This window comes from Methylobacterium sp. Leaf123 (assembly GCF_001423405.1).
Lineage (GTDB): Bacteria > Pseudomonadota > Alphaproteobacteria > Rhizobiales > Beijerinckiaceae > Methylobacterium.
The window spans coordinates 173,236-192,907 of record NZ_LMNS01000039.1 but is presented as its reverse complement, the minus strand read 5'-3'; the positions used below and the strand labels follow the sequence as shown (position 1 = coordinate 192,907).

8 protein-coding genes and 2 pseudogenes are annotated in these 19,672 nt (G+C 66.9%); 7 read left to right on the top strand and 3 right to left on the bottom strand.

The genetic code is table 11. The features are described from left to right. Window positions 1-578: 578 nt before the first annotated feature. A complete protein-coding gene (locus ASF53_RS23000; RefSeq protein WP_210168543.1) occupies window positions 579-2,567 on the bottom strand; it encodes a methyl-accepting chemotaxis protein in 1,989 nt (662 codons plus the stop codon). A gap of 85 nt (window positions 2,568-2,652) precedes the next feature. Between ASF53_RS23000 and ASF53_RS26465 the strand changes: the two are divergent. Next, a pseudogene (locus ASF53_RS26465) lies at window positions 2,653-2,933 on the top strand (transposase); the annotation flags it as partial. A gap of 6 nt (window positions 2,934-2,939) precedes the next feature. Continuing rightward, window positions 2,940-3,752 (top strand): annotated as a pseudogene (locus tag ASF53_RS25440) (IS5 family transposase); the annotation flags it as partial. 639 nt (window positions 3,753-4,391) lie between these two features. Here the strand turns inward: ASF53_RS25440 and ASF53_RS22985 are convergent. Further along, window positions 4,392-5,114 (bottom strand): FecR family protein, encoded by a 723-nt coding sequence (locus ASF53_RS22985; RefSeq protein WP_056204415.1) that lies wholly within the window; start codon window positions 5,112-5,114, stop codon window positions 4,392-4,394. A gap of 485 nt (window positions 5,115-5,599) precedes the next feature. Between ASF53_RS22985 and ASF53_RS22980 the strand changes: the two genes are divergently transcribed. From ASF53_RS22980 to ASF53_RS22975, 3 genes are all read left to right on the top strand, one after another. After that, entirely contained in the window at window positions 5,600-6,547 is a 948-nt protein-coding gene (locus tag ASF53_RS22980) for an IS1595 family transposase (protein WP_056204412.1), read from the top strand. Window positions 6,548-6,660: 113 nt separating this feature from the next. Further along, window positions 6,661-8,235: an RNA/DNA-binding domain-containing protein gene (locus ASF53_RS25435; protein ID WP_082482941.1), complete on the top strand. Its 1,575-nt coding sequence runs from the start codon at window positions 6,661-6,663 to the stop codon at window positions 8,233-8,235. Beyond that, entirely contained in the window at window positions 8,232-8,420 is a 189-nt protein-coding gene (locus tag ASF53_RS22975) for a hypothetical protein (RefSeq protein ID WP_056204408.1), read from the top strand. The genes ASF53_RS25435 and ASF53_RS22975 overlap by 4 nt, the downstream gene beginning before the upstream one ends. Window positions 8,421-8,424: 4 nt before the next feature. On the opposite strand, the gene ASF53_RS25430 is transcribed toward ASF53_RS22975, so the two are convergent. Then, complete coding sequence (locus tag ASF53_RS25430; protein WP_082482940.1) at window positions 8,425-9,282, bottom strand: FRG domain-containing protein; 858 nt, start codon at window positions 9,280-9,282, stop codon at window positions 8,425-8,427. Window positions 9,283-9,764: 482 nt separating this feature from the next. Here ASF53_RS25430 and ASF53_RS22970 point away from each other — a divergent pair, with 482 nt between their 5' ends. Both ASF53_RS22970 and ASF53_RS22965 read left to right on the top strand, forming a co-directional pair. Continuing rightward, window positions 9,765-17,342 carry a beta strand repeat-containing protein gene (locus ASF53_RS22970; protein ID WP_056204405.1) on the top strand — a complete coding sequence of 2,526 codons (7,578 nt, stop codon included), beginning with the start codon at window positions 9,765-9,767 and terminating at the stop codon, window positions 17,340-17,342. A 50-nt stretch (window positions 17,343-17,392) separates the two neighbouring features. After that, window positions 17,393-19,633, top strand: a complete 2,241-nt coding sequence (locus ASF53_RS22965) for a CHASE2 domain-containing protein (RefSeq protein WP_056204402.1) — start codon at window positions 17,393-17,395, stop codon at window positions 19,631-19,633. Window positions 19,634-19,672: the final 39 nt, after the last annotated feature.

The window sequence follows — 19,672 nt, the reverse complement described above, 5'->3', positions numbered from 1 at the left end:
CCGATGAACGGCGGCGATTCTGATCGTGTGGAAGTCGCGGCGCCTGTGCCGGGGCGGCAGGCTGCGTTCGATCAGGGGCTTAGGCCGCCCAGGCCAGAATCCATACGCCGCTGAGGAACATCGCATAGGTGGCGAGCAGCGCGGAAATCTCACGGTGCTTCGAAAGGACGGCGCGGGGGACGGACAGCATGGCGGCGATCAATCACGAGGTGACCGGACCAGGCTGATAGCCAAACCTTGACGGAATTGGAGAGGCCGGCGCCTCGTTTCGCAGGAAAAGACGAAGTGTTGCACGCTGGCGACTCTTTTCCGGGCGCTCCTGCCCGCCACCGATACCCTGTCCCGTGCCCGCCCTTCGGCGGGTCGTGCTGATCGTGCCTCGCCCGGCTTTCCGCCCGGTGGGGTTCCCGATTGGTCCGGCAGCGGCATACCCGCGTCCACAACGCTATGGGGATGGAGCCCGCACGGCCTTAAGCGTGCATTCCGACGAAGCGGTCGCCCGCTCGTCGGAATGCACGCCAACACGGTGGCTCAGAGACGCCCGCCCGAGGCCCTCAGCTCGGATCGGGCTTCGGCCGTCAGCCAGCGGCTCGAACGTTCGACAGGAAGGACAGAACCTCCTGGCGCAGTTCGTTCGACTTGTCCTGAAGGGTCACCGCGGCGGAACTCACGACCTGGGCCGTCTCGCCGGTTTCGCTCGCGGAGCGCGAGACGGCGGAGATGCTGGCCGAGACTTCGCGGGTGCCGGCCGAGGCCTCCTGGATGTTGCGGGCGATCTCGTGCATCGCCAGCCCCTGTTGCGATGCGGATTCCTGGATAGACCGGGAAATCTCGTTCATCTTCTGGATCGTGCCGGAGATGCCCTGGATCGCCCGCACGGCGTCCCCCGTGCCGGTCTGGACCGCCTCGACCTGTACGCCGATCTCTTCGGTTGCGCGCGAGGTCTGGTTGGCCAGCTCCTTCACCTCCGCCGCGACCACGGCGAAGCCGCGCCCGGCCTCACCCGCACGCGCCGCCTCGATGGTGGCGTTCAGCGCCAGCAGGTTGGTCTGCGCGGCGATGGTGGAGATGAGCTTGATGACCTCGCTGATGCGGTGGGCGGCCTCGGCGAGGGCATCGACCTTCACATTGGCCTGCTGGGCCTGGGTGACGGCGTTCGCGGCGATCTCCGTGGAGAGCGTCATCTGCCGTCCGATCTCGTGAACCGAGGCGAGCAGTTCCTCCGCCGCGGAGGCGACGGCCGCGACATTGGCCGAGGTCTGCTCGGAGGCGGCCGCCACGGACGCGCTGCGCATGCTGGTCGAGTCGGCACCGCTGGAGAGGTTCGAGGAGGCCGCGTCGAGGTCGTTCACGAGCGTCAGCACCGCTTCGGTCAGGCGCGACACCGTGCCGTCGAAGCTCTGCGAATGGCTGCGGATCGACTCCGCGCGCGACAACTGGCGCTGCTGCTGCGCTTCCTGCTCCACGGCCAGCAACTCGGCCTGATGCGCCTTGTCCCGGAACACCTCCAACGCCTTGGCGATCGCGCCCACCTCGTCGGCGCGATCGGCATCCGCGATGGCGACGTCGTAGCGCCGGTTGATCAGCGCCTCGATCGTCTGGATCGATCGCTTCAGCGGACGGTCGATCAGGATCTTCGACATCGCGAAGATCGTGACGAGCACGACGAGGAGGACGGCGACCCCGCCGGCGGCCGTCTCGGCGAGTTGCCGGTAGATCGGCTGCGAGATGACGTGCTCGGGCACATCCATCACCACGGCCCAGGTCGTGTTCATCCCCGGCGTCGTGAACGGGTAGATCAGTCGAAGCGACCCGTCCGGGCTGCCGGTGAGAATCCGCATCTTCCCATCCGACAGGGATGCCTTGACCTTGTCGGCCTCGAAATCGGAATAGGGCTTCATCTCCTGGCCCTTGTTGGGCGGCAGGACCCACTTGCCGGTGTTGGACAGCAGCATCACGCGCCCGCTGCCGAACGGGTGCAGCGCGCTCAGCATCTCCGGCAGTTTGTCGAGATTGATATCAACGCCGCCGACGCCGACGACGCGCCCGCCCACACTGACGGGGGCCGAGATCGACGTCACGAGATCACCCCGGGTGGTGACGTAGGGCTCCGTCACGAGGCTTTTGCCGGAGGCGATCGGTGCCTTGTACCATTGCTCGGTGCCGTCATAGTTGAAGGGCAACAACTCGAGCGTACCGGTCGAGGTCTTGGTCCAGTTCGGGGTGAAGAAGCCCTTCGCGTTCGAAGCCTCGGTGCCGGACAATCTCGCCTCGGACAGGCGCTCGAGCGTGTCGACCATCCAGGCATTGTAGACGTTCGGATAGCGCAGGACCGTTGCCTTCGTGACGGCCACGAGGTCGGATCGCCGCGCCGTGCCGGTCTCGAGAAGGCCCGACAATCCGGCCGTCAGCGCCGTGCCCGCCGACACCGCCTCGGTGATCTGGATGCCGACTTGCGCAGCGACGCCGGCCGCTTTCTCCGTCGCCAGATCCGTGACCTCGGTTCTAACGCGGTCGGCTGTCCTCCAACTCGTGACGCCGAGAAACCCCACCAGAACGACGGTCACCGCCGTTCCGGCAGAAAACATGAGTTTGTTGGCTAAGAACGCCTAACAGAACGGCACGCTGCGGCGGGGGAAGCGTTGGTTGTGGATGGCTCGACCTCTGCTTGCCCCTGATCTCTGGACCGAGATTGCCGCGCTCCTGCCGCCACCTCGGCCGCGCCCGAAGGGCGGACGGCCTCCGATCGACAATCGGGCGGCGCTGACCGGGATCCTGTTCGTGCTGCGCTCCGGCCTGCCCTGGGAGATGCTGCCGGCCGAGATGGGCTGCGGGAGCGGCATGAGTTGCTGGCGGCGCCTGCGCGACTGGCAGACGGCCGGCGTGTGGGCACGGCTGCATCAGGGTCTGTTGGAGCGCCTGCACGCGGCCGGNCCCCTGATCTCTGGACCGAGATTGCCGCGCTCCTGCCGCCACCTCGGCCGCGCCCGAAGGGCGGACGGCCTCCGATCGACAATCGGGCGGCGCTGACCGGGATCCTGTTCGTGCTGCGCTCCGGCCTGCCCTGAGAGATGCTGCCGGCCGAGATGGGCTGCGGGAGCGGCATGAGTTGCTGGCGGCGCCTGCGCGACTGGCAGACGGCCGGCGTGTGGGCACGGCTGCATCAGGTTCTGTTGGAGCGCCTGCACGCGGCCGGTGAGATCGACTGGCGTCGGGCGAGCCTGGACAGTGCCTCCGTCCCGGCCAAAAAGGGGGGCTTGCCACCGGCCCGAACCCGACGGACCGGGGCAAGCCGGGCACGAAGCGCCACCTTGTCACCGACGCCCGCGGCACGCCGCTCGGCGTGAGGCTGACGGGCGCCAACCGGCACGACAGCCCGCAGATGGCGCCGACCCTCGATGCCATCCCGCCGCTGAGCACGGGCCGGCGCGGTCGACCGCGCCGACGCCCCGACAAGCTGCACGCCGACAAGGCCTACGAGGCCAAGGCGCGGCGCCAGGAGTGCCGGGCGCGTGGGATCGTGCCGCGTATCGCCCGCAAGGGGATCGAGAGCCGCGAAAAACTCGGTCGCCACCGCTGGGTCGTGGAGCGGACCCATGCCTGGTTCAACCGCTTCCGCCGCCTACCCATCCGATACGAGCGTCGCGCCGACATCTACGAGGCCATACGAGCGTCGCGCCGACATCTACGAGGCCTTCACCAGCCTCGCGGCAAGCCTTATCACCCTCAACCAAATCAGACGGTTCTGTTAGGCGCTCTAAGCTGCGCTTTATAAACATGGCAGGCTACTTAATCCCGGCCCCATAACGGGACGGGTTGTTGCGCCACAAATGTAAATCAATTTATAAAACTCTGATTTCGGAAATAAATTACAGAAAATCCATGGAAGCAAATCGCTCCATAAACGACGGCCAGAAATAAAATATAAAACAATAAGATGTGCCATAAGATAAATAAATCGCAGATATGAAAACACCGACTATTCGCAGTTGTTTTATTGTAATGTGATTATAAAAAATAATATACTGAGGCGCTTTGCAAAAATATATAAACAAAAGAGCCGTGCCAATAGATCAACAAATCAAAAACCGGCAAAAGCCAGCCCCGCAGCTTCGCTTCACGGGAAACAAGAATCGCAATAAATGATGCATTTTTGCCCGCAAGATTCCCGGCGGCCTGCCGGATGGGTGGCGGAGGCGTTGAACGCGGTCATCGCTCCCGAGGCGATGTCACGGCGCTTCCAATACGGTCCCGGCCTCAGTTCGACGCTCGACGACGCTGTCTGACGTCCCACCATGGCACCCACTGTTCGATCGGCACCGATCCAACGGAAACCCAAGCCAGGACACTCGGCCGGAAGCGGCTCCGCACGCTCGCGTTCGGAATGGGCCTCAGCGGCCGCACAAGGCGGCGAAGGCGGCCGGTGGCGGTCCGCCACCCCTCTCCGAGAAGCGGGTCGGCGTGCACAGGCCCGGATTGGCTCCGCAATAGCCGCCGAAGCTGAAACGCGTCGCGGAGCCGGGCCGGGCCGGGGTCACGCCGCCGGCGGTCACGATGACGACCGAGCCGGGCTGGTCCAGGGTGAGGCAGGCCTGCGGGCTGGCTTGGCGCGTGCAGACCCGGACCTCGCCATCGACGAGGGTGATCACCGAGCGCGCGCCCGTCGTCCAGACATCGAACACCGTTCCCCGGACGCCGATCGTCGCGACGGGCGTCTTGATCTCGTAGGCCTTCTTGTCGAGGTCGCCGGTGACGAAGCGGTAGGTGCCCTTCAGCAGGTTGAGCGCCACCTTCCCGGCGGGGCGCTCCTCCGAATAGACGTATTGGTTGAGCGTGATGCGCGCGTTCGGCCCGATCGAGAGATTGGTCTGGTCGAGGAAGACGAGCTTGGCGAGGCTGTCCGCGCCGGTCTGCACCGCCTCGTCGCGGAACACCGTGTCGCCCTCGGCGAGGCTGTTCTTCTGCGCGCCCTTCAGGCGGGACACGTCGTTCTTCACGACCGTCGTCGCACCGATCTGCTGGGCCGAGCCCGGGCCGGCCAGGCCGAGCGCGAGGCCACCGGCGAAGCCGGCGACACAAATCCGTCTGACGAGGCGCATCACGGCGTGGTCCATTGGTGAAGTCAAATGATCCTAGACGCGAAACCAGCCGCGGCAATGGTGTCATAAGCTTTTCCCGAGGGTGTTGCATATCGACGGCGCGCACACGCCCCGTTTCACAAATGTCCGCATCCGTCCAAGACAAGCCGTTTTACGGGGCGCCCGAGACCGATCGATCGGGCCGGTAGAGGTCGCGCAGATCGGCTCCGATCTGCTGCCGGAGGGTCGCGATCGCCTCCGGCGGCAGAGCCTCATTCCCGTTGCCCGGCCGATTTCGGCGCGGGCCTGTTGCGCACTTCCCACACATCGTAAAGTTTCCGCATCCTCCGCATGCAGAAGACGGGCAAGGCCGACAGTGTCCGGTTTCATGGAGAGGGAGCGCGACGGTATCGTCCTGCGGCACTCGACCGGGAAGGACAGCAGAGGCCAATCATTTGGCGATTATGTAGCTTGCAAACCCGGCGTTCGCGCGGTACAGCTTGAGCGTCGGAGCCCGAGTTATGTCCGTTCTCAGCCAGCCCCAGTTTCACTGCGAAGAAGCCGCCTTCGATTGGCTTGAGAAGACGCTTTGGCCGCAGGGCCCGGCGTGCCCACACTGCGGCGGCATGGGCCGCATCGGCAAAATCAAGGCGAACAAGGAAGCCCGCGTCCGCATGGGCCTCCACAAGTGCGGCGACTGCAAGAAGCAGTTCACGGTCAAGGTTGGCACCGTCTTCGAGCACGCCCGCATGCCGCTGCATAAAATGCTACAGGCCGTGCATCTGATGTGCTCTTCCAAGAAGGGCATCAGCGCGCACCAACTGCACCGCGTGCTTGAGGTTCAGTACAAGACCGCATGGTTCCTCGCGCACCGTATCCGTGAGGCCATGCGCGAAGGCGCTCTAGCCCCATTCGGTGGCGTTGATGGCATGCCCGGCGCTGGCGGCATCGTGGAAGCCGATGAGACGTTCATCGGTCGCGAGCCCGGCAAGCCGAAGAAGCGCGCCTATCACCATAAGATGAAGGTGCTGAGCCTTGTGGATCGCGAGACGAAGCAGGTTCGCTCCGTTGTTGTCGATGACCTCAAGCCCGATACGGTGAAGCCGATCCTGGCCGCGAACATCGCCAAGGAAGCCAGCCTCTTCACCGACGAGGCAGGCCATTACGTGAAGCTCGGCAAGGGCTTCATCGATCATCAGATCACGTCCCACCGTCAGGGGGAGTACGTGCGCGGCATCGTCCATACGAACACGGTCGAAGGCTACTTCTCCGTCTTTAAGCGCGGCATGAAGGGCGTCTATCAGCACTGCGGCAAGCAGCACCTGCACCGGTATCTGGCGGAATTCGATTTCCGCTACAATCACAGGGTCAAGCTTGGCATTGGCGATGTGGAGCGGACCGACCGGGCTCTGAAAGGCGTGGTTGGCAAGCGCCTCACGTATCGATTAGCTCGCTCTGACGCGATCTAAGCCATCCCGCCGGTAGGTGGCGAGACGAGTGTCGAGAGCAATCTGTTGTAAAATCAGGGCTTTTTGGCCCAAGTCGACATGCAGTCGACATGTAGTCGACAGGGAGAAAAAGCTTGGCGGGCAACCAGCTTACGTTCGACTTCAACGCCCCCTTGGACACGCTGCCGCAGCTTTGGACGCCCGACGATATATTCGACGGCCTGGATCAGGCAGCGGTTGAGCGGTTCAAGGAGGACAGTCGCATCGAAAGGAAGAGAGCCGCTGTATCCAGGAAAGACCTTGCAGACAATCTTTCTATGTGGGCTAACACCCAACCTTCAGGCGGAATTATTTTCGTAGGCGTCGATGATGATGGCGCCATCTCTGGCTGCAAGAGCATTGAACAAGAGCACATCAACGAAATTGAAACTGTTAGGCGCCTCTGTTCAGATGCCCGCTTCGACATCAAGAAAGTAAAAGTTACCAACAAAAGGGGGGAAGACGACTTTATTATTGCGCTGCGCGTCCAATATCGAGAAGACAAGCTCGTTGAGACCGTTGACGGGAATGCGTTTGTTCGTGAGGGCGATCAGAAGAGGAAATTGACAGAGGCAGAAAAGCGCGAGGTGCGCCTGAATAAGGGTGAGCTGGACGTCGAGTCGGAAAAGGTAAGCGCGCTCAAGTACCCAGACGACTTTGATGTTGTTCTCATGGCACAGTACCGTGATCAGTATGTTACAAAACGCCGATTGGCGCAGCCATATTCTGTTGAGGATGTGCTGTTGCTTACGAAGCTCGGCAAAAAAGGCCGATCCGGGTTTGAGCCGAACCTCGCCTGTGCCTTGTTATTTGCACGAGATCCAAGGGTGGTCGCCCCCGGGGCGTACATCCGTGTCATTCGGTATGATGGTGTTGAAGAGAAATTTGGAGGCAATCTGAACAACGTTGCCGACAGACTTTTCGAGGGACCGTTGGCGCGTCAGATAGCAGAAGCAGACCAGTTCATCGCCTCTCAGATTAGGAACTTTACGAGACTTAGCCCTGACGGAAGATTTGCGACTAATCCAGAATATCCTAGGGCAGTTTGGTTGGAGGCTGTTGTCAATGCAGCAGTGCACAGATCATACAATTTAAAACACATGAATATTTTTGTGAAAATGTTTGAAGATAAGATGGTTATTGAAAGCCCCGGCGCGTTCATGCCGCCGACAACCGCCGAAACGGTTTATGAGGCCCATAATCCTCGGAACCCGAACTTGATGTGGGCATTGTATTACTTTGATTACGTACAATGCGCGTTTGAGGGGACGCGGCGCATGCGGCAAGACATGCGAGACGCCAACCTTCCAGATCCGCGCTTTGCCCAAAAGCAGATTGGCACGTTCCAAGTCTCAGTTACACTGGAAAACGATCAAGAACACCGGCGACAGTTCGTTCGAACCGAAGCGGCGGCCTCGATAAATCCGGAACTTTATGCCACTCTTACCGAAAGCGAAAAGATTATAGTCAATTATTTGGCTGACCAAGAGAAGTTAAGTGTAACAGATGCAGGCTTAGTAATAGCGAAGGATTGGAGGGCAACCAAAAAGGTGCTCGACGGTCTAGTTGAGAAAAAAATCATATCCAAGTCAGCCGGAAAGGCCCGCAGTCGTCATCGCTTTTATTATTTGCGCCGAGACAAACTGGGCATGAGGAGAAAAGGCGAATGACAAAAGATACTGCCAAGCCCAAACCCACTAAGCTCGGCGCCCAGAAGCTGACGCCCGACGACGGCCTCACCCAATCTGAGCGCTTCATCAAAGCCGCTCAGGAACTCGGGACCGATGATGATCCTGAGCGGTTCGCCGAGCGAGTGAGGAAGTTGACCGGTAGGAAGAAGGATGCTGAACGGTAGGAAGTCACTTGTAGCGATCGACTATATGGTCTGCCGCATGGTCGATTTCCGGGAATAACGAACTTTTCGTCACGCCGAGCATAGATAGTTCTTTTCGAATTTGAGCTTTATGGGCGGCGGGGATCTTGATTGATCTGATCTGAATGGGGTCTTGAAGTGGAGTTGCAGGGCGCAGCGATAGCCCGAATATAAGAAAAGCTCCGTTCTGGGCAATGATCCTTCGATTATTTAATTTAGGGACGACGTAGTAAACCCTGTCCAAGTCTCTTGGATTTACGTTCCTCCGGAATGACGGTTTCTCGATACGGATAAATTGGACCAAGCGATCCACCTCTATCAGTTTATTGAATTCACCGCGCGCGTCGCGACGCTGCTTGTATAAAACGGCTTTTTCCGGCTCCGCCATATTGGCCAAGTTGGCAATACAGCTCACAGCATCGCTATCGAAATACTTCCTACGTATGTCTGGAACCCTGATGTAAGAAACTTTGCCGTCAGCCTCAGGCTCTAGTGCCGGGTCAACCACCTCTGTAGCGTAAAATAAGCCTACTAAGGGGTTTGCGCTGACGTCTAATAGCCTTGTTGGAAGACCATAATGTTGCATCCTCACCAGTTTGTCGAACATGGTAGTGTCGGTCAGAAACTCGTTGGGATGTACTGAGAGAAGCTCTCTAACTGCGTCTCGTTCGTGAACTAACAGTTTCTTGCGATTAGGCCTCAACACCCCGGGCGCCAAGCTCCATGCCGCATTCCTTTCGCCTCTAAAAGTGTAGAAACCTCTTGTCTGTGGCTCAAGCTTCGCAATTATTTCAAGGAATTCTGTCAGAGACTTAGCTGTTTTAGCGGTAGGCGATGCGACCATGATTATCGTTCCGTTGCCTGCCTACGGTGGTACGGAACGGCCAACGAGTTTGCAAGCTACATAATCGCCAATCATTTCGCCCGCAGATCCACCTCTGAGCGGGGACTGTTCCGGTCAGGGAGATTTTTTCGCCGATGCGTGCAGATCCAGCCGCGGAGATGCACAATCGAGGAAGCCGCCACGCCGAGGCAAGCACCGGTGAGAGCATCACTCCGAAAGGGGGTTGCAGGGCTTTCGGACAAACTTGTCGCAAAAATAATGTTCTTTGCGTGAGACCATTTGAAAAATAAGGCCCGACTTCGGGCCCGTGACTGAAGTACACGGCTTCGAAAGCGGGCGGTTCAGTGCTTTCCGACGAAGCGGACGCCGGTTCGGCGAAAGAAAGCGCGTTGAAACGAAAGACCGCGAGACGCCGGCCTGATGCCATCAGGCCGGATACGGCTCTCGCAGTCTCGGTGCGACGGGAAGACGGGGTTAGGGGCATGGCTCAGCATCAACGCGACGCGCTGCTTACGACTGTCTTCGTCGGGAGTGCCGTGCTCGCCATGTTGCTCCAGGAGGCACCGGCCTGGCCGGCGAGCGGCGGAGCGGGCGGGCGTTCGTCGGGCGGCACGCTCGGCAATGGCAGGCCCGGCGCCGACGCGCCCGCCGACAGCGCCGATCCCGGCGGCGATCTCGGCAGTTCCGGGGCCGGCGGGGGCGGCAACGGTGGCGGACCGGGCCTTGCCGGCGGAGCGGGCGGCAGCGGCTACGGCTTCTTCGACGGCGCCGAAGGGCTGGTCGCGACCCCGGGCGGCACGGGCGGAGCCGGTGGCACGACCGTGGCGCCGAACGGCGGCGACGGCGGCGACGCGCCCTTCTCCACGAGCGGTGCGGGCGGTGGCGGCGGCGGCGCGAGCGGCAACGGCACCGGCCCCCTGATCGACAACGCGGCGACGCTGACCGGCGGCAACGGTGGCCGGGGCGGAACCGCGACGAACTACGATGCCACGGCGCCGGGCAGCTTCCAGGGTGGCGGCGGCGGCGGGGCCGGCGGCGACGGCGCGGGCGTCGCGGGGGCCGGAGGGTCGAGCGCCAACCGGGCCGCCGGAATCCTGCAGGGCGGGGCCGGCGGCGCGGGCGGCGACGCGCAGGCCGCTGGCGGCGGCGGCGAGGGCGGCATTGGCCTGCGCAACGCGGGAACGGTCTCCTTCACCAATGCCGGGGCGATCCTGGGTGGCGGCGGCGGCAGCGGCGGGGGCACGGCGCGGGCCGATGGCGGCACCGCGGGCGACGGCGGCGCGGGCGGGATCGGCGTGTTCCTGTCGGGCTCCAGCCCCTTCCTCAACGCGGCGGGCGGCACGATCACGGGTGGGGCCGGCGGCCTCGGCGGCGGCCTCGGATTTCCCGGCCGGGCGCCGCGCACGGTCCTCGGCGCGGCCGGCGAAGGCGGCGCCGGGCTCTCCGGACCGGCCGGCACCCGGTTGTCCAATGCCGGAACCATCACCGGCGGCACGGGCGGCGGCGGCGCCCTCGGCGCGCCCGGCTTCGTCGAATTCGTGGGACCGTCGGGGGCGCCGGTCGCCATCGGCGGCACCGGAGGGACGGGCGGGGCCGGCGGTCGCGGCGGGGTCGGCGTGCAACTGACCGGCGCGGAGATGTTCGGCAACATCGGCACCATCGCCGGCGGGGCGGGCGGCATCGGTGGCCAGGGCGGCGCGTCCGCCGGAAGCACCGAGGGGCCGATCGGCCCGCGCGATGCCTCCGGCGGCACAGGTGGCACCGGGGGTACGGGTGGCACCGGGCTGCGGATCAGCGGCGTGACCGGCCCCGGCAATGCCGGGACCGTTCTGGGCGGAGACGGGGGACAGGGCGGGGCGGGCGGCCTGCCGGGCTTCACCCCGGAGAGCCGGGGCGGGTCCGGTGGCCAGGGCGGCGCGGGCGGCATCGGGGCGCAGCTCATCGGCGCCGACTTCACCAGTTCCGGCCTCATCGCCGGTGGCCGGGGCGGGGCGGGCGGGGACCCCGGCGCGCTGGGGGCCTCCGTCGCGGTGGGAGCGGCCGGGATCGGCGGCACGGGCGGTGCCGGCCTCCGGCTCGAGGGCGCGAGCCGCTTCACCAACCTCGCTGCGGGCCGGGTCGCGGGTGGGACCGGCGGAACCGGCAGCGGCGCCGGCGGGATCGGCGTGTTCGCCCCCGGCGGCGGCGCCACCCTGATCAATGCCGGGACGATCACCGGCGGCGCGGGAGCCACCGGCGCGAGCGCCGCCGCAGGCGGCGGTGGCCTTGGTGGAACGGCCATCGTCGGCACCAATCTCGCCATCGTCAATTCCGGCCTCATTGCCGTCGGCGCGGGCGCCACAGGCCCCGCCGCGGCGGAGACGGACCGGGCCATCAGCTTCAACGGGGGCCTCAACAGCCTCACCCTGACCTCGACCGCGCAGATCCAGGGAACGGTCGCCGCCTTCAGCGCCTCCGACCGGCTCATCCTCGGCGGCGCGACCGACGGCACCTTCTCCACCGCCGCGATCGGCGCGCAGTACCAGAATTTCGGCGTGTTCCAGAAGGTCGATGCGGGGGCCTGGACCCTCACCGGAACCACATCGGCGGTGACCCCGTGGCAGGTTCTGGGCGGGACGCTTGCCGTGAGCAGCGACGCCAATCTCGGCGCGCCGTCGGGCGGGATTCTGCTCGATGGCGGAACGCTTCAAGCCACGGCTGCCCTCTCGACGGCGCGGACCGTCACCCTGGGGGCGGCCGGCGGGGCGATCGACGCGGCTCCCGGAGTGGCGATGGTCGCGGGCGGGCCGCTCACGGGCGCGGGCGGGTTGACGAAGACCGGGGCCGGCACCCTGACCCTGACCGGTGCCAACACCTACAGCGGCGCGACGACGATTGAGGCCGGCACGCTGGTGCTGGCTGACACGGGCACGATCGCCGGCTCACGCTCGGTCAGCGTCACCGGCGAACTCGATCTGACGCAGACGAGCACGGGCGCGCACGTCGTCACCCTTTCGGGCTCCGGCACGGTCACCCTCGGTGTAAAGACGCTCACCGTCACCAGAGGCTCGACCAGCTTCGCCGGCACGATCCGCGATGCCGGCGGTGTCGTCGATACGGCGGGGGGCGGCCTCACTCTTGGTGCGGGCCAGCTGACGCTCACGGGCAACAACACCTATACTGGCATCACCTCCGTGACCGATGGCACGCTGGCGCTCGCCGGCTCGGGCGCGATCGCCGCTTCTCGTTTGGTCGGCGTCGGTGGCGAACTCGACTTGTCGCAGACCAGTGCAGGCGCGCGCATCATCGACCTGTCGGGTTCCGGAACCGTCACGCTGGGCGCGCAGACGCTCGCCATCATTGAGAGCTCGGGCAGCTTCGCCGGCACAATCCGCGATGCCGGTGGCATCCTCAACGCAACAGGCGGCGGCATCACCCTCGCGGGCGGCCGGCTGGGGCTCACGGGACGCAACACCTATACCGGCGCCACCACTGTCAGCGGCGGCACGCTGGCGCTCACCAGTTCGGGCGCGATTGCATCGTCGAGCGGTGTGGCTCTGGCGACCGGCGCCAGCTTTGACATTGCGGGGCTGGCCAACGGCGGCACCGCGATCGCCGGCCTGTCCGACACTGCTGTGGGCCAAACTGGAACGGTGAACCTCGGCTTCAATCGCCTGACGCTCACCAACGCCGCCGGCACCTTCTCTGGCGCGATCACCGGCGCCGGTGGCCTGACGCTCGCGGGTGGTACGCAGACGCTCGCAGGCCCGAGCAGCTATACCGGCGCAACCCTCGTCTCGGCCGGCACGCTGCGGGCGGGGATCAACGATGCCTTCGCAGGCACGTCTGCCTTCACCCTGGCCGGGGGCGCGACCCTCGACCTCGCCGGTCTCAGACAGACCATCGGCTCGCTCGCTGGCGCTGGCAGCGTCACGCTGGGGGCTGGCACTCTGACCGCGGGGGGCGACGGACGCTCAACGACCTTCGCCGGGACGGTTTCCGGCGCGGGCAGCCTAACCAAGGTCGGAACCGGCACGCTGACGCTCTTGGGCGCCAACACCTATAGCGGCGGCACCGCCCTGAACGGCGGCACGATCGTGGTGGCGAGCGATGCCAGCCTCGGCGCGGCGACGGGCGGTCTGAGCTTCGGCGGCGGCACGCTCGCCACGAGAGCCGACTTCACCAGCGGCCGCGCGCTCACGCTCGGCGCCTCGGGCGGCACGCTGGCACCGGATGCGGAGGCGAGCCTCACCCTGACCGGCGTGGTCGGGGGCCCCGGCGGGCTCACCGTGGGCGGGGCCGGCCGCGTGGTCCTGACCGGGGCCAACAGCTATGGCGGGGGCACGCAGGTGAATGCCGGTGCCACCCTGCAACTCGGCGACGGCGGCACGGCCGGCGCGATCCCCGGCAATGTCGTGGCCAACGGCACGCTGACCTTCAACCGCTCGGACCGGCTGGATTTTGCCGGCATCATTTCCGGATCCGGAACCCTGAACCAATCGGGCACGGGCGTCACGACGCTCACCGGCAGCAACGGGCCGTCGGCCCGATTCACCGGCACGGCCGCCGTCAATGCCGGGACGCTGGCGGTCAACGGCACCTTCGGCGACACCATGGCCAACACGGCGACCCTCACCGTCAATGCCGGCGGCACCCTGCTGGGGTCCGGCACCGTGGCGGGCTCGGTGATCGTCAACGGCGGCACCGTCTCGGCCGGCAACTCGCCGGGCACGCTGACGGTCGCCGGCAATTACAGCCTCAACCCCGGCTCGACCTCGCTGTTCGAGTTCGGCAGCCCGGGCCTCGTCGGCGGGGCGAGCAACGACCTCATCAATGTCGGCGGTAATCTCGGGCTCGGCGGCACGCTCAGCCTCGTCTCGGCGGCGGGCGCCACGGCCGCGCCGGCCTCGGGCGCCTACCGGCTGTTCAATTACGGCGGCACGGTCTCGGGCGGCTTCGATCGCATCACCATGCCGAGCGCCAGCACGAGCGCGCTGGTCTACACCGACATCCCGGCCCAGGTGAACCTGCTGCTGGTCAACGGCAACCAGTCGGTCCAGCTCTGGGACGGCACCGATACCACCGGCGCCACGGCCGGCGGCCAGGGCGGCACCGGCACTTGGAGCGCGGGCGGCACCAACTGGACCCGCCTGCCCGGCGGGCAGATCAACGACATCTGGCGCTCCGGCGTCGGCCTCTTTGCCGGCAGCGCCGGCACGGTGACGGTGGCCGGGGCGCAGAACGTCCAGGGCCTTCAATTCGCCGTCGACGGCTATCGGCTCGGTGGGACCGGCACGCTCAACCTGACCGGCGACCCCTTCACCACGGCGGGCCAGAGCTTCGTCACCGTCGATGCAGGCGTCGCCGCCACCATCGCCACCGGCCTGACCGGGCAGGCGGCGGGGATCGGCCTGCGCAAGCTCGGGGCCGGCACGCTGACCCTCTCGGGCGCAAGCATCTATACCGGCGCGACGACAATCGAGGCCGGCACGCTGGCGCTCGCCGGCAACGGCTCCCTCGCTGCGTCGAGCGGGGTCGCCCTGGCCAGCGGCGCCACCTTCGACATCGCCCGGCTGAACGGTGGCGCCGCCATCCGAAGCCTCGGTGATACCGCCGTCGGCCAAGCCGGCACGGTGGCGCTCGGCGCCAACCGCCTCACCCTAACGGACGCCTCCGGCACGTTTTCCGGCCGCATCACGGGCACCGGCGATGTGGTGCTCTCCGGCGGAAGCCAGACTTTGGCGGGCGTGAACAGCTTCAGCGGGATCACGACGGTGGCCGGCGGCACGCTCACGCTCGCGCCCGGCGGCACGCTGGCCTCCGCGGTGACGACAGGGGTCGGGGGCCGCTTCGCCAATGCGGGCACGGTGGGCGGCGGTCTCACCAATGCCGGCTCCGCCACAAACGACGGCACCATCGCCGGGCCGGTGTCGAACAGCGGCGGCTTTACCAACCGCGGCACGGCCGGAGCGCTGACGAGCACGGCGGGCGCGGTGACCAACACCGGCACGCTGAACGGCGCGGTGACGATCACCGGCGGCAGTCTCGCGCTCGGCGCCGGCAGCCTTGTCACCGGTGCGCTGACGAACGGCGCCACGGTCACGGCCCAGGGCCGGATCGCGGGGCCGGTGACGAACGGGGCCGGAGCAAGCCTCACGCTGTCCGGGCCCTTGGCCGACCTCACCGCCCTGACCAATGCCGGCACCGTGAGTCTGGCCGGCCACGCGCTCGGCATCGGCACCCTGACGGGGGAGGGCGGCGTGATCCAGAACGCGGCGCCCCCCGCGGCAACGCTGACGCTGGGAGCCGGCGGCACGACCGGGACCGTGCTGCAAGACGGTGCGGGCGGCGGCGCCCTCGCGCTGGCGAAGGTCGGAGACGGCACGCTGAACCTGACGGCGGCGAGCAGCTATCGCGGCGGGACGACGGTGGCGGGCGGCACGCTCGCGCTCGGCCGGCCGGGCGCTGCCGGCACGGGCGCCATCGCGCTGGATTCCGGCACCCGTCTGGCCTTCCTCGGCAGCGGCTACACGGTGGAGAACGCGATCCGCCTCGCCGGCCCCGCCGCCGCGACGATCGATTCCGGCGCCGGAACGGTCGCCCTGTCGGGTCCGATCTCCGGGCCCGGCGCCTTGGAGAAGGCCGGGCTGGGCACGCTGGTCGTGTCCGGCACCGGCACCTATGGCGGCGCCACCGCGGTCACCGCCGGCATCCTCCAGGTCGATGGAGCGCTCACGGGGTCGTCGATCCTGACCGTCGGGCCCGGCGCGGGCCTGACCGGAACCGGCCGGGTCGGCGCGCTCACGGTCCAATCCGGGGGATTCGTGGCGCCCGGCAACGCGGCCAACCCCACCGGCACGCTGACGGCGGAGGGGCCGGTGGTGTTCGGGGCGGGCTCGACGCTGGCGACGAGCCTGTCGCTGACGGCGGCGAGCCGGCTCGTCACCCCGGCGACCGCGACGATCGCCTCCGGGGGCATCCTGCAGATCACGCCCTCCAACCTCGCCTACATCACGCCGGTGCGGCTGCCGATCCTGGTGGCGAGCGCGGGGCTGACCGGCCAGTTCACCACCATTCGCTTCACCACGCCGGTGCAGGGCCTCCAGCCGATCGTCGGCTACGACGCCGGCAGCGCCTACCTCCAGTTCGGCGAGACCGAGCCCAACCGCCCGACCGAGCCGCCGGGACCGGACCTGACGAGCGCGATCGCCTCGGCGCAAGGGCTGGCGCGCGACCGGTTCGGCGCCTTCGTGACCCAGCGCGTCCTCGGCAGCGTGCTCACCGGCTTCAACCAGCAGATCAGTTGCGGCGATTGCTTCAGCGGCTTCGGCATGGCCGGCTCCTACAGCGTCGGTGCGCAGGGCCGTAAGGCGCTCACCGAGGAACTCATGGCCATCGGCGGCTTCGCCTATACCGGCTACGACAGCGGCCGGGTCCGCGTCTCCGGCGGGCCGATCTTCGCCGGCCTGCTGCGCTACGATCCGGCGGGCCTCGGTTCGGCGCGGCCATTCGTGGATGTCGGCGGCCTGTTCGCGCCGAGCCAGAACACGACCTACAGCCGCGGCTACACCTTCGGGAACATGACCGGCCAGGGTAACGGGCGGGTGTCGACCCTCGGCGGTTCGGTCTTCGGCCGGGTCGGATACGTCGCGAGGCTGTCGCCGCAGGACGAGGTCGCGGCGGCCGTCGAGTACAGCCGCGGCTGGCAATATGCGGGCGCCTATAACGAGGGCCTGCTCGCCCCGAACCCCTACGCCCTGGCGAGCCGCGGCGGCACCGACATCATCAACATCGCCAAGCTCGGCGGGCAGTACACGCACCTGTTCGGCACCGCGATCGAGGCGCAGCTCAATCTCGGCGTCGCCCACGGCTTCGGCCTGAAGAGCGGCCTGAACGGGACGGTGGCGGAGGTACCGTTCACGACGCCGATCAAGGATCTCACCTGGGCGGAATACGGCGCGCGGATCAGCTACCGGATCCAGCAGGATCTCGCGCTCGACGGCTTCATCCTCGGCACGCTCGGGCCGCAGCCCGTCGGCGACACCATCCACGGCGGCGCCTCGGTGCGCTACGCGTTCTGACGCCGCGTCACGAGGATCGGCGGGACGGGCCGGGGAGGCGGAGTTCGGTGATGCCTGCGCGCCGAGGCCTCCTCGGTCCGATCGGCCGCCGCATCGGGCCGGGCCGCCTGCTCGCCGGCGGCTTGCTCGTGCTGTTGCTGCTGTTACGGATCTCCGATCCCCCGGCGGTCGAGGCCCTGCGCGTCCGGACCTTCGACGCGCTGCAGGTGCTGGCACCGCGGGTTCCGCCGGCCGAGCGCCCGGTGGCCATCGTCGATCTCGACGAAGCCAGCCTCAAGGCATTCGGCCAGTGGCCCTGGACCCGCACGCGGCTCGCCGAAATCTGCCGCAAGCTCCAAGAGGCCGGCGCGGCGGTCGTGGCCTTCGACATCGTCTTCTCCGAGCCCGACCGCCTGTCGCCGCCGCTCCTGGCGCAGACCCTGCCCGACCTGAGCGAGGCGGCCCGCGCCGACCTGCGGGCGCAGCCCGACAGCGACCGGGTCTTCGCCGAGGCGATCGCGCGCATGCCGGTGGTGCTGGGCCAGACCGCCGCGAGCACCCCCATCGCCTGGACGGGGGAGGGGCCGCCGCCGCAGACCGGCACCGCCGTGGTGGGGACGGATTTCGATCCGGAGGCGGCACTGATCGGTTTCCCCGGCCTGATCCGCAACCTTCCGCTTCTGGAGCAGGCCGCGGCGGGGCGCGGCGTCTTCACCATCAGCCCCGAGGGCGACGGCGTGGTGCGGCGGGTGCCGCTGGTGCTGCGGGCGGGCGGCACCGTCGTGCCGACCCTGGCGCTCGACATCCTGCGGGTGGCGACCGGGGCCGACACCCTGCTGATCCGGACGGACGAGGCGGGCGTCGTCTCGATCCGCCTGCCCGACCTCACGGTGCCAACCGATCCGCGCGGGCAGATCTGGGTGCGCTTCAGCCCACACGATCCCGGCCTCTACGTGTCCGCCAAGGATCTCCTGAACGGGACGGTCCCAGCCGAACGGCTGCGCGACAAGATCGTCCTCGTCGGCACCTCCGCCGTCGGCCTGCTCGACAACCGCACCACACCGCTCGACCGCTCGATGCCCGGCGTCGAGATTCACGCGCAGCTCCTCGAAAACCTGCTGACCGGCGCCACCCTGACCGCGCCGAACGAGGCGACCCTGATCGAGGCCGGCGCGACCGCGGCGGTGTCGCTCGCCATCATCCTGTTCGCCCCGATCCTCGGGGCGCTCGGCCTGCTGCTGTTCGGCGGCATCGTCGCGGCGCAGCTCGCCTTCGTGTCGTGGTACCGCTTTACCGCGCACGGCGTCCTGTTCGATGCCACCTACCCTCTGCTGACGACCTTCCTCGTCTACCTCACCCTCGTCTTCACCAATTACTTCCGCGAGCAGGCCGGGCGCCGACGCATCCGCACCGCCTTCGGCCGCTACCTGTCGCCGGACCTCGTGGAGCAGCTCGCCCACTCGCCCGAGCCGCTGCGGCTCGGCGGCGAGGAGCGGCGCCTGACGATCATGTTCTCGGACGTGCGCGGCTTCACCGCGATCGCGGAGTTCTACAAGGAGGATCCGGCCGGGCTGACGGCCCTGATGAACCGCTTCCTCACGCCGCTCACCCACGCGATCCTCGAACGGCAGGGGACGATCGACAAATATATGGGCGACGCGATCATGGCGTTCTGCAACGCGCCGCTGCCCGTCCACGATCACGAGGCCCAGGCCGCGGCCGCCGCCCTCGACATGCTGGCGCGGATGGATGCCCTGAACGCCGCGCGTCGGCGCGAGGCGGAAGCGGGCGGGCACCCGGTCCTCCCGCTGGATATCGGCATCGGCATCAACACCGGGGCCTGCGTCGTCGGCAATATGGGCTCCGACCTGCGCTTCGACTACTCGGTGCTCGGGGACCCCGTGAACGTCGCCTCGCGCCTGGAGGGACAATCCAAGCTCTACGGGGTGAAGATCGTGCTGGGCGCGGCGACGGCGGAGGCGATCCGCGACCGCTACCCGGTGATCGAGATCGACCGCGTGCAGGTGAAGGGCAAGAGCGAGCCCGAGACCCTCTTCACCCTCGTCGGCGACGAGGGGTTTCGGCGCTCCGAACCGTTCCGGCAGCTCGCGGCCCGGCACGCCGCGATGATCGCGGCCTATCGCGCCCGGCAATGGGACGAGACCCGCGCAGGCGCGGAAGCCTGCCGCGCGCTGGCGAAGGATTTGCGGATCGACGGCCTCTACGCGCTCTACGCGGCCCGCGCGGAAACCTTCCTCCGGGAGCCGCCGCCCGCGGATTGGGACGGCGTCACCATCGCCACCGCGAAATAGAGCATCGCCCCGAAAGAGGGTGGCGCGGGAGCGATCCAC

Bases quoted from the DNA above. Each gene is read 5' to 3' on its own strand.
- ASF53_RS25430 (WP_082482940.1), bottom strand. From the start codon at position 9,282: ATGGTCGCATCGCCTACCGCTAAAACAGCTAAGTCTCTGACAGAATTC.
- ASF53_RS22975 (WP_056204408.1), top strand. From the start codon at position 8,232: ATGACAAAAGATACTGCCAAGCCCAAACCCACTAAGCTCGGCGCCCAG.
- ASF53_RS22985 (WP_056204415.1), bottom strand. From the start codon at position 5,114: ATGGACCACGCCGTGATGCGCCTCGTCAGACGGATTTGTGTCGCCGGC.
- ASF53_RS22965 (WP_056204402.1), top strand. From the start codon at position 17,393: ATGCCTGCGCGCCGAGGCCTCCTCGGTCCGATCGGCCGCCGCATCGGG.
- ASF53_RS22970 (WP_056204405.1), top strand. From the start codon at position 9,765: ATGGCTCAGCATCAACGCGACGCGCTGCTTACGACTGTCTTCGTCGGG.
- ASF53_RS22980 (WP_056204412.1), top strand. From the start codon at position 5,600: ATGTCCGTTCTCAGCCAGCCCCAGTTTCACTGCGAAGAAGCCGCCTTC.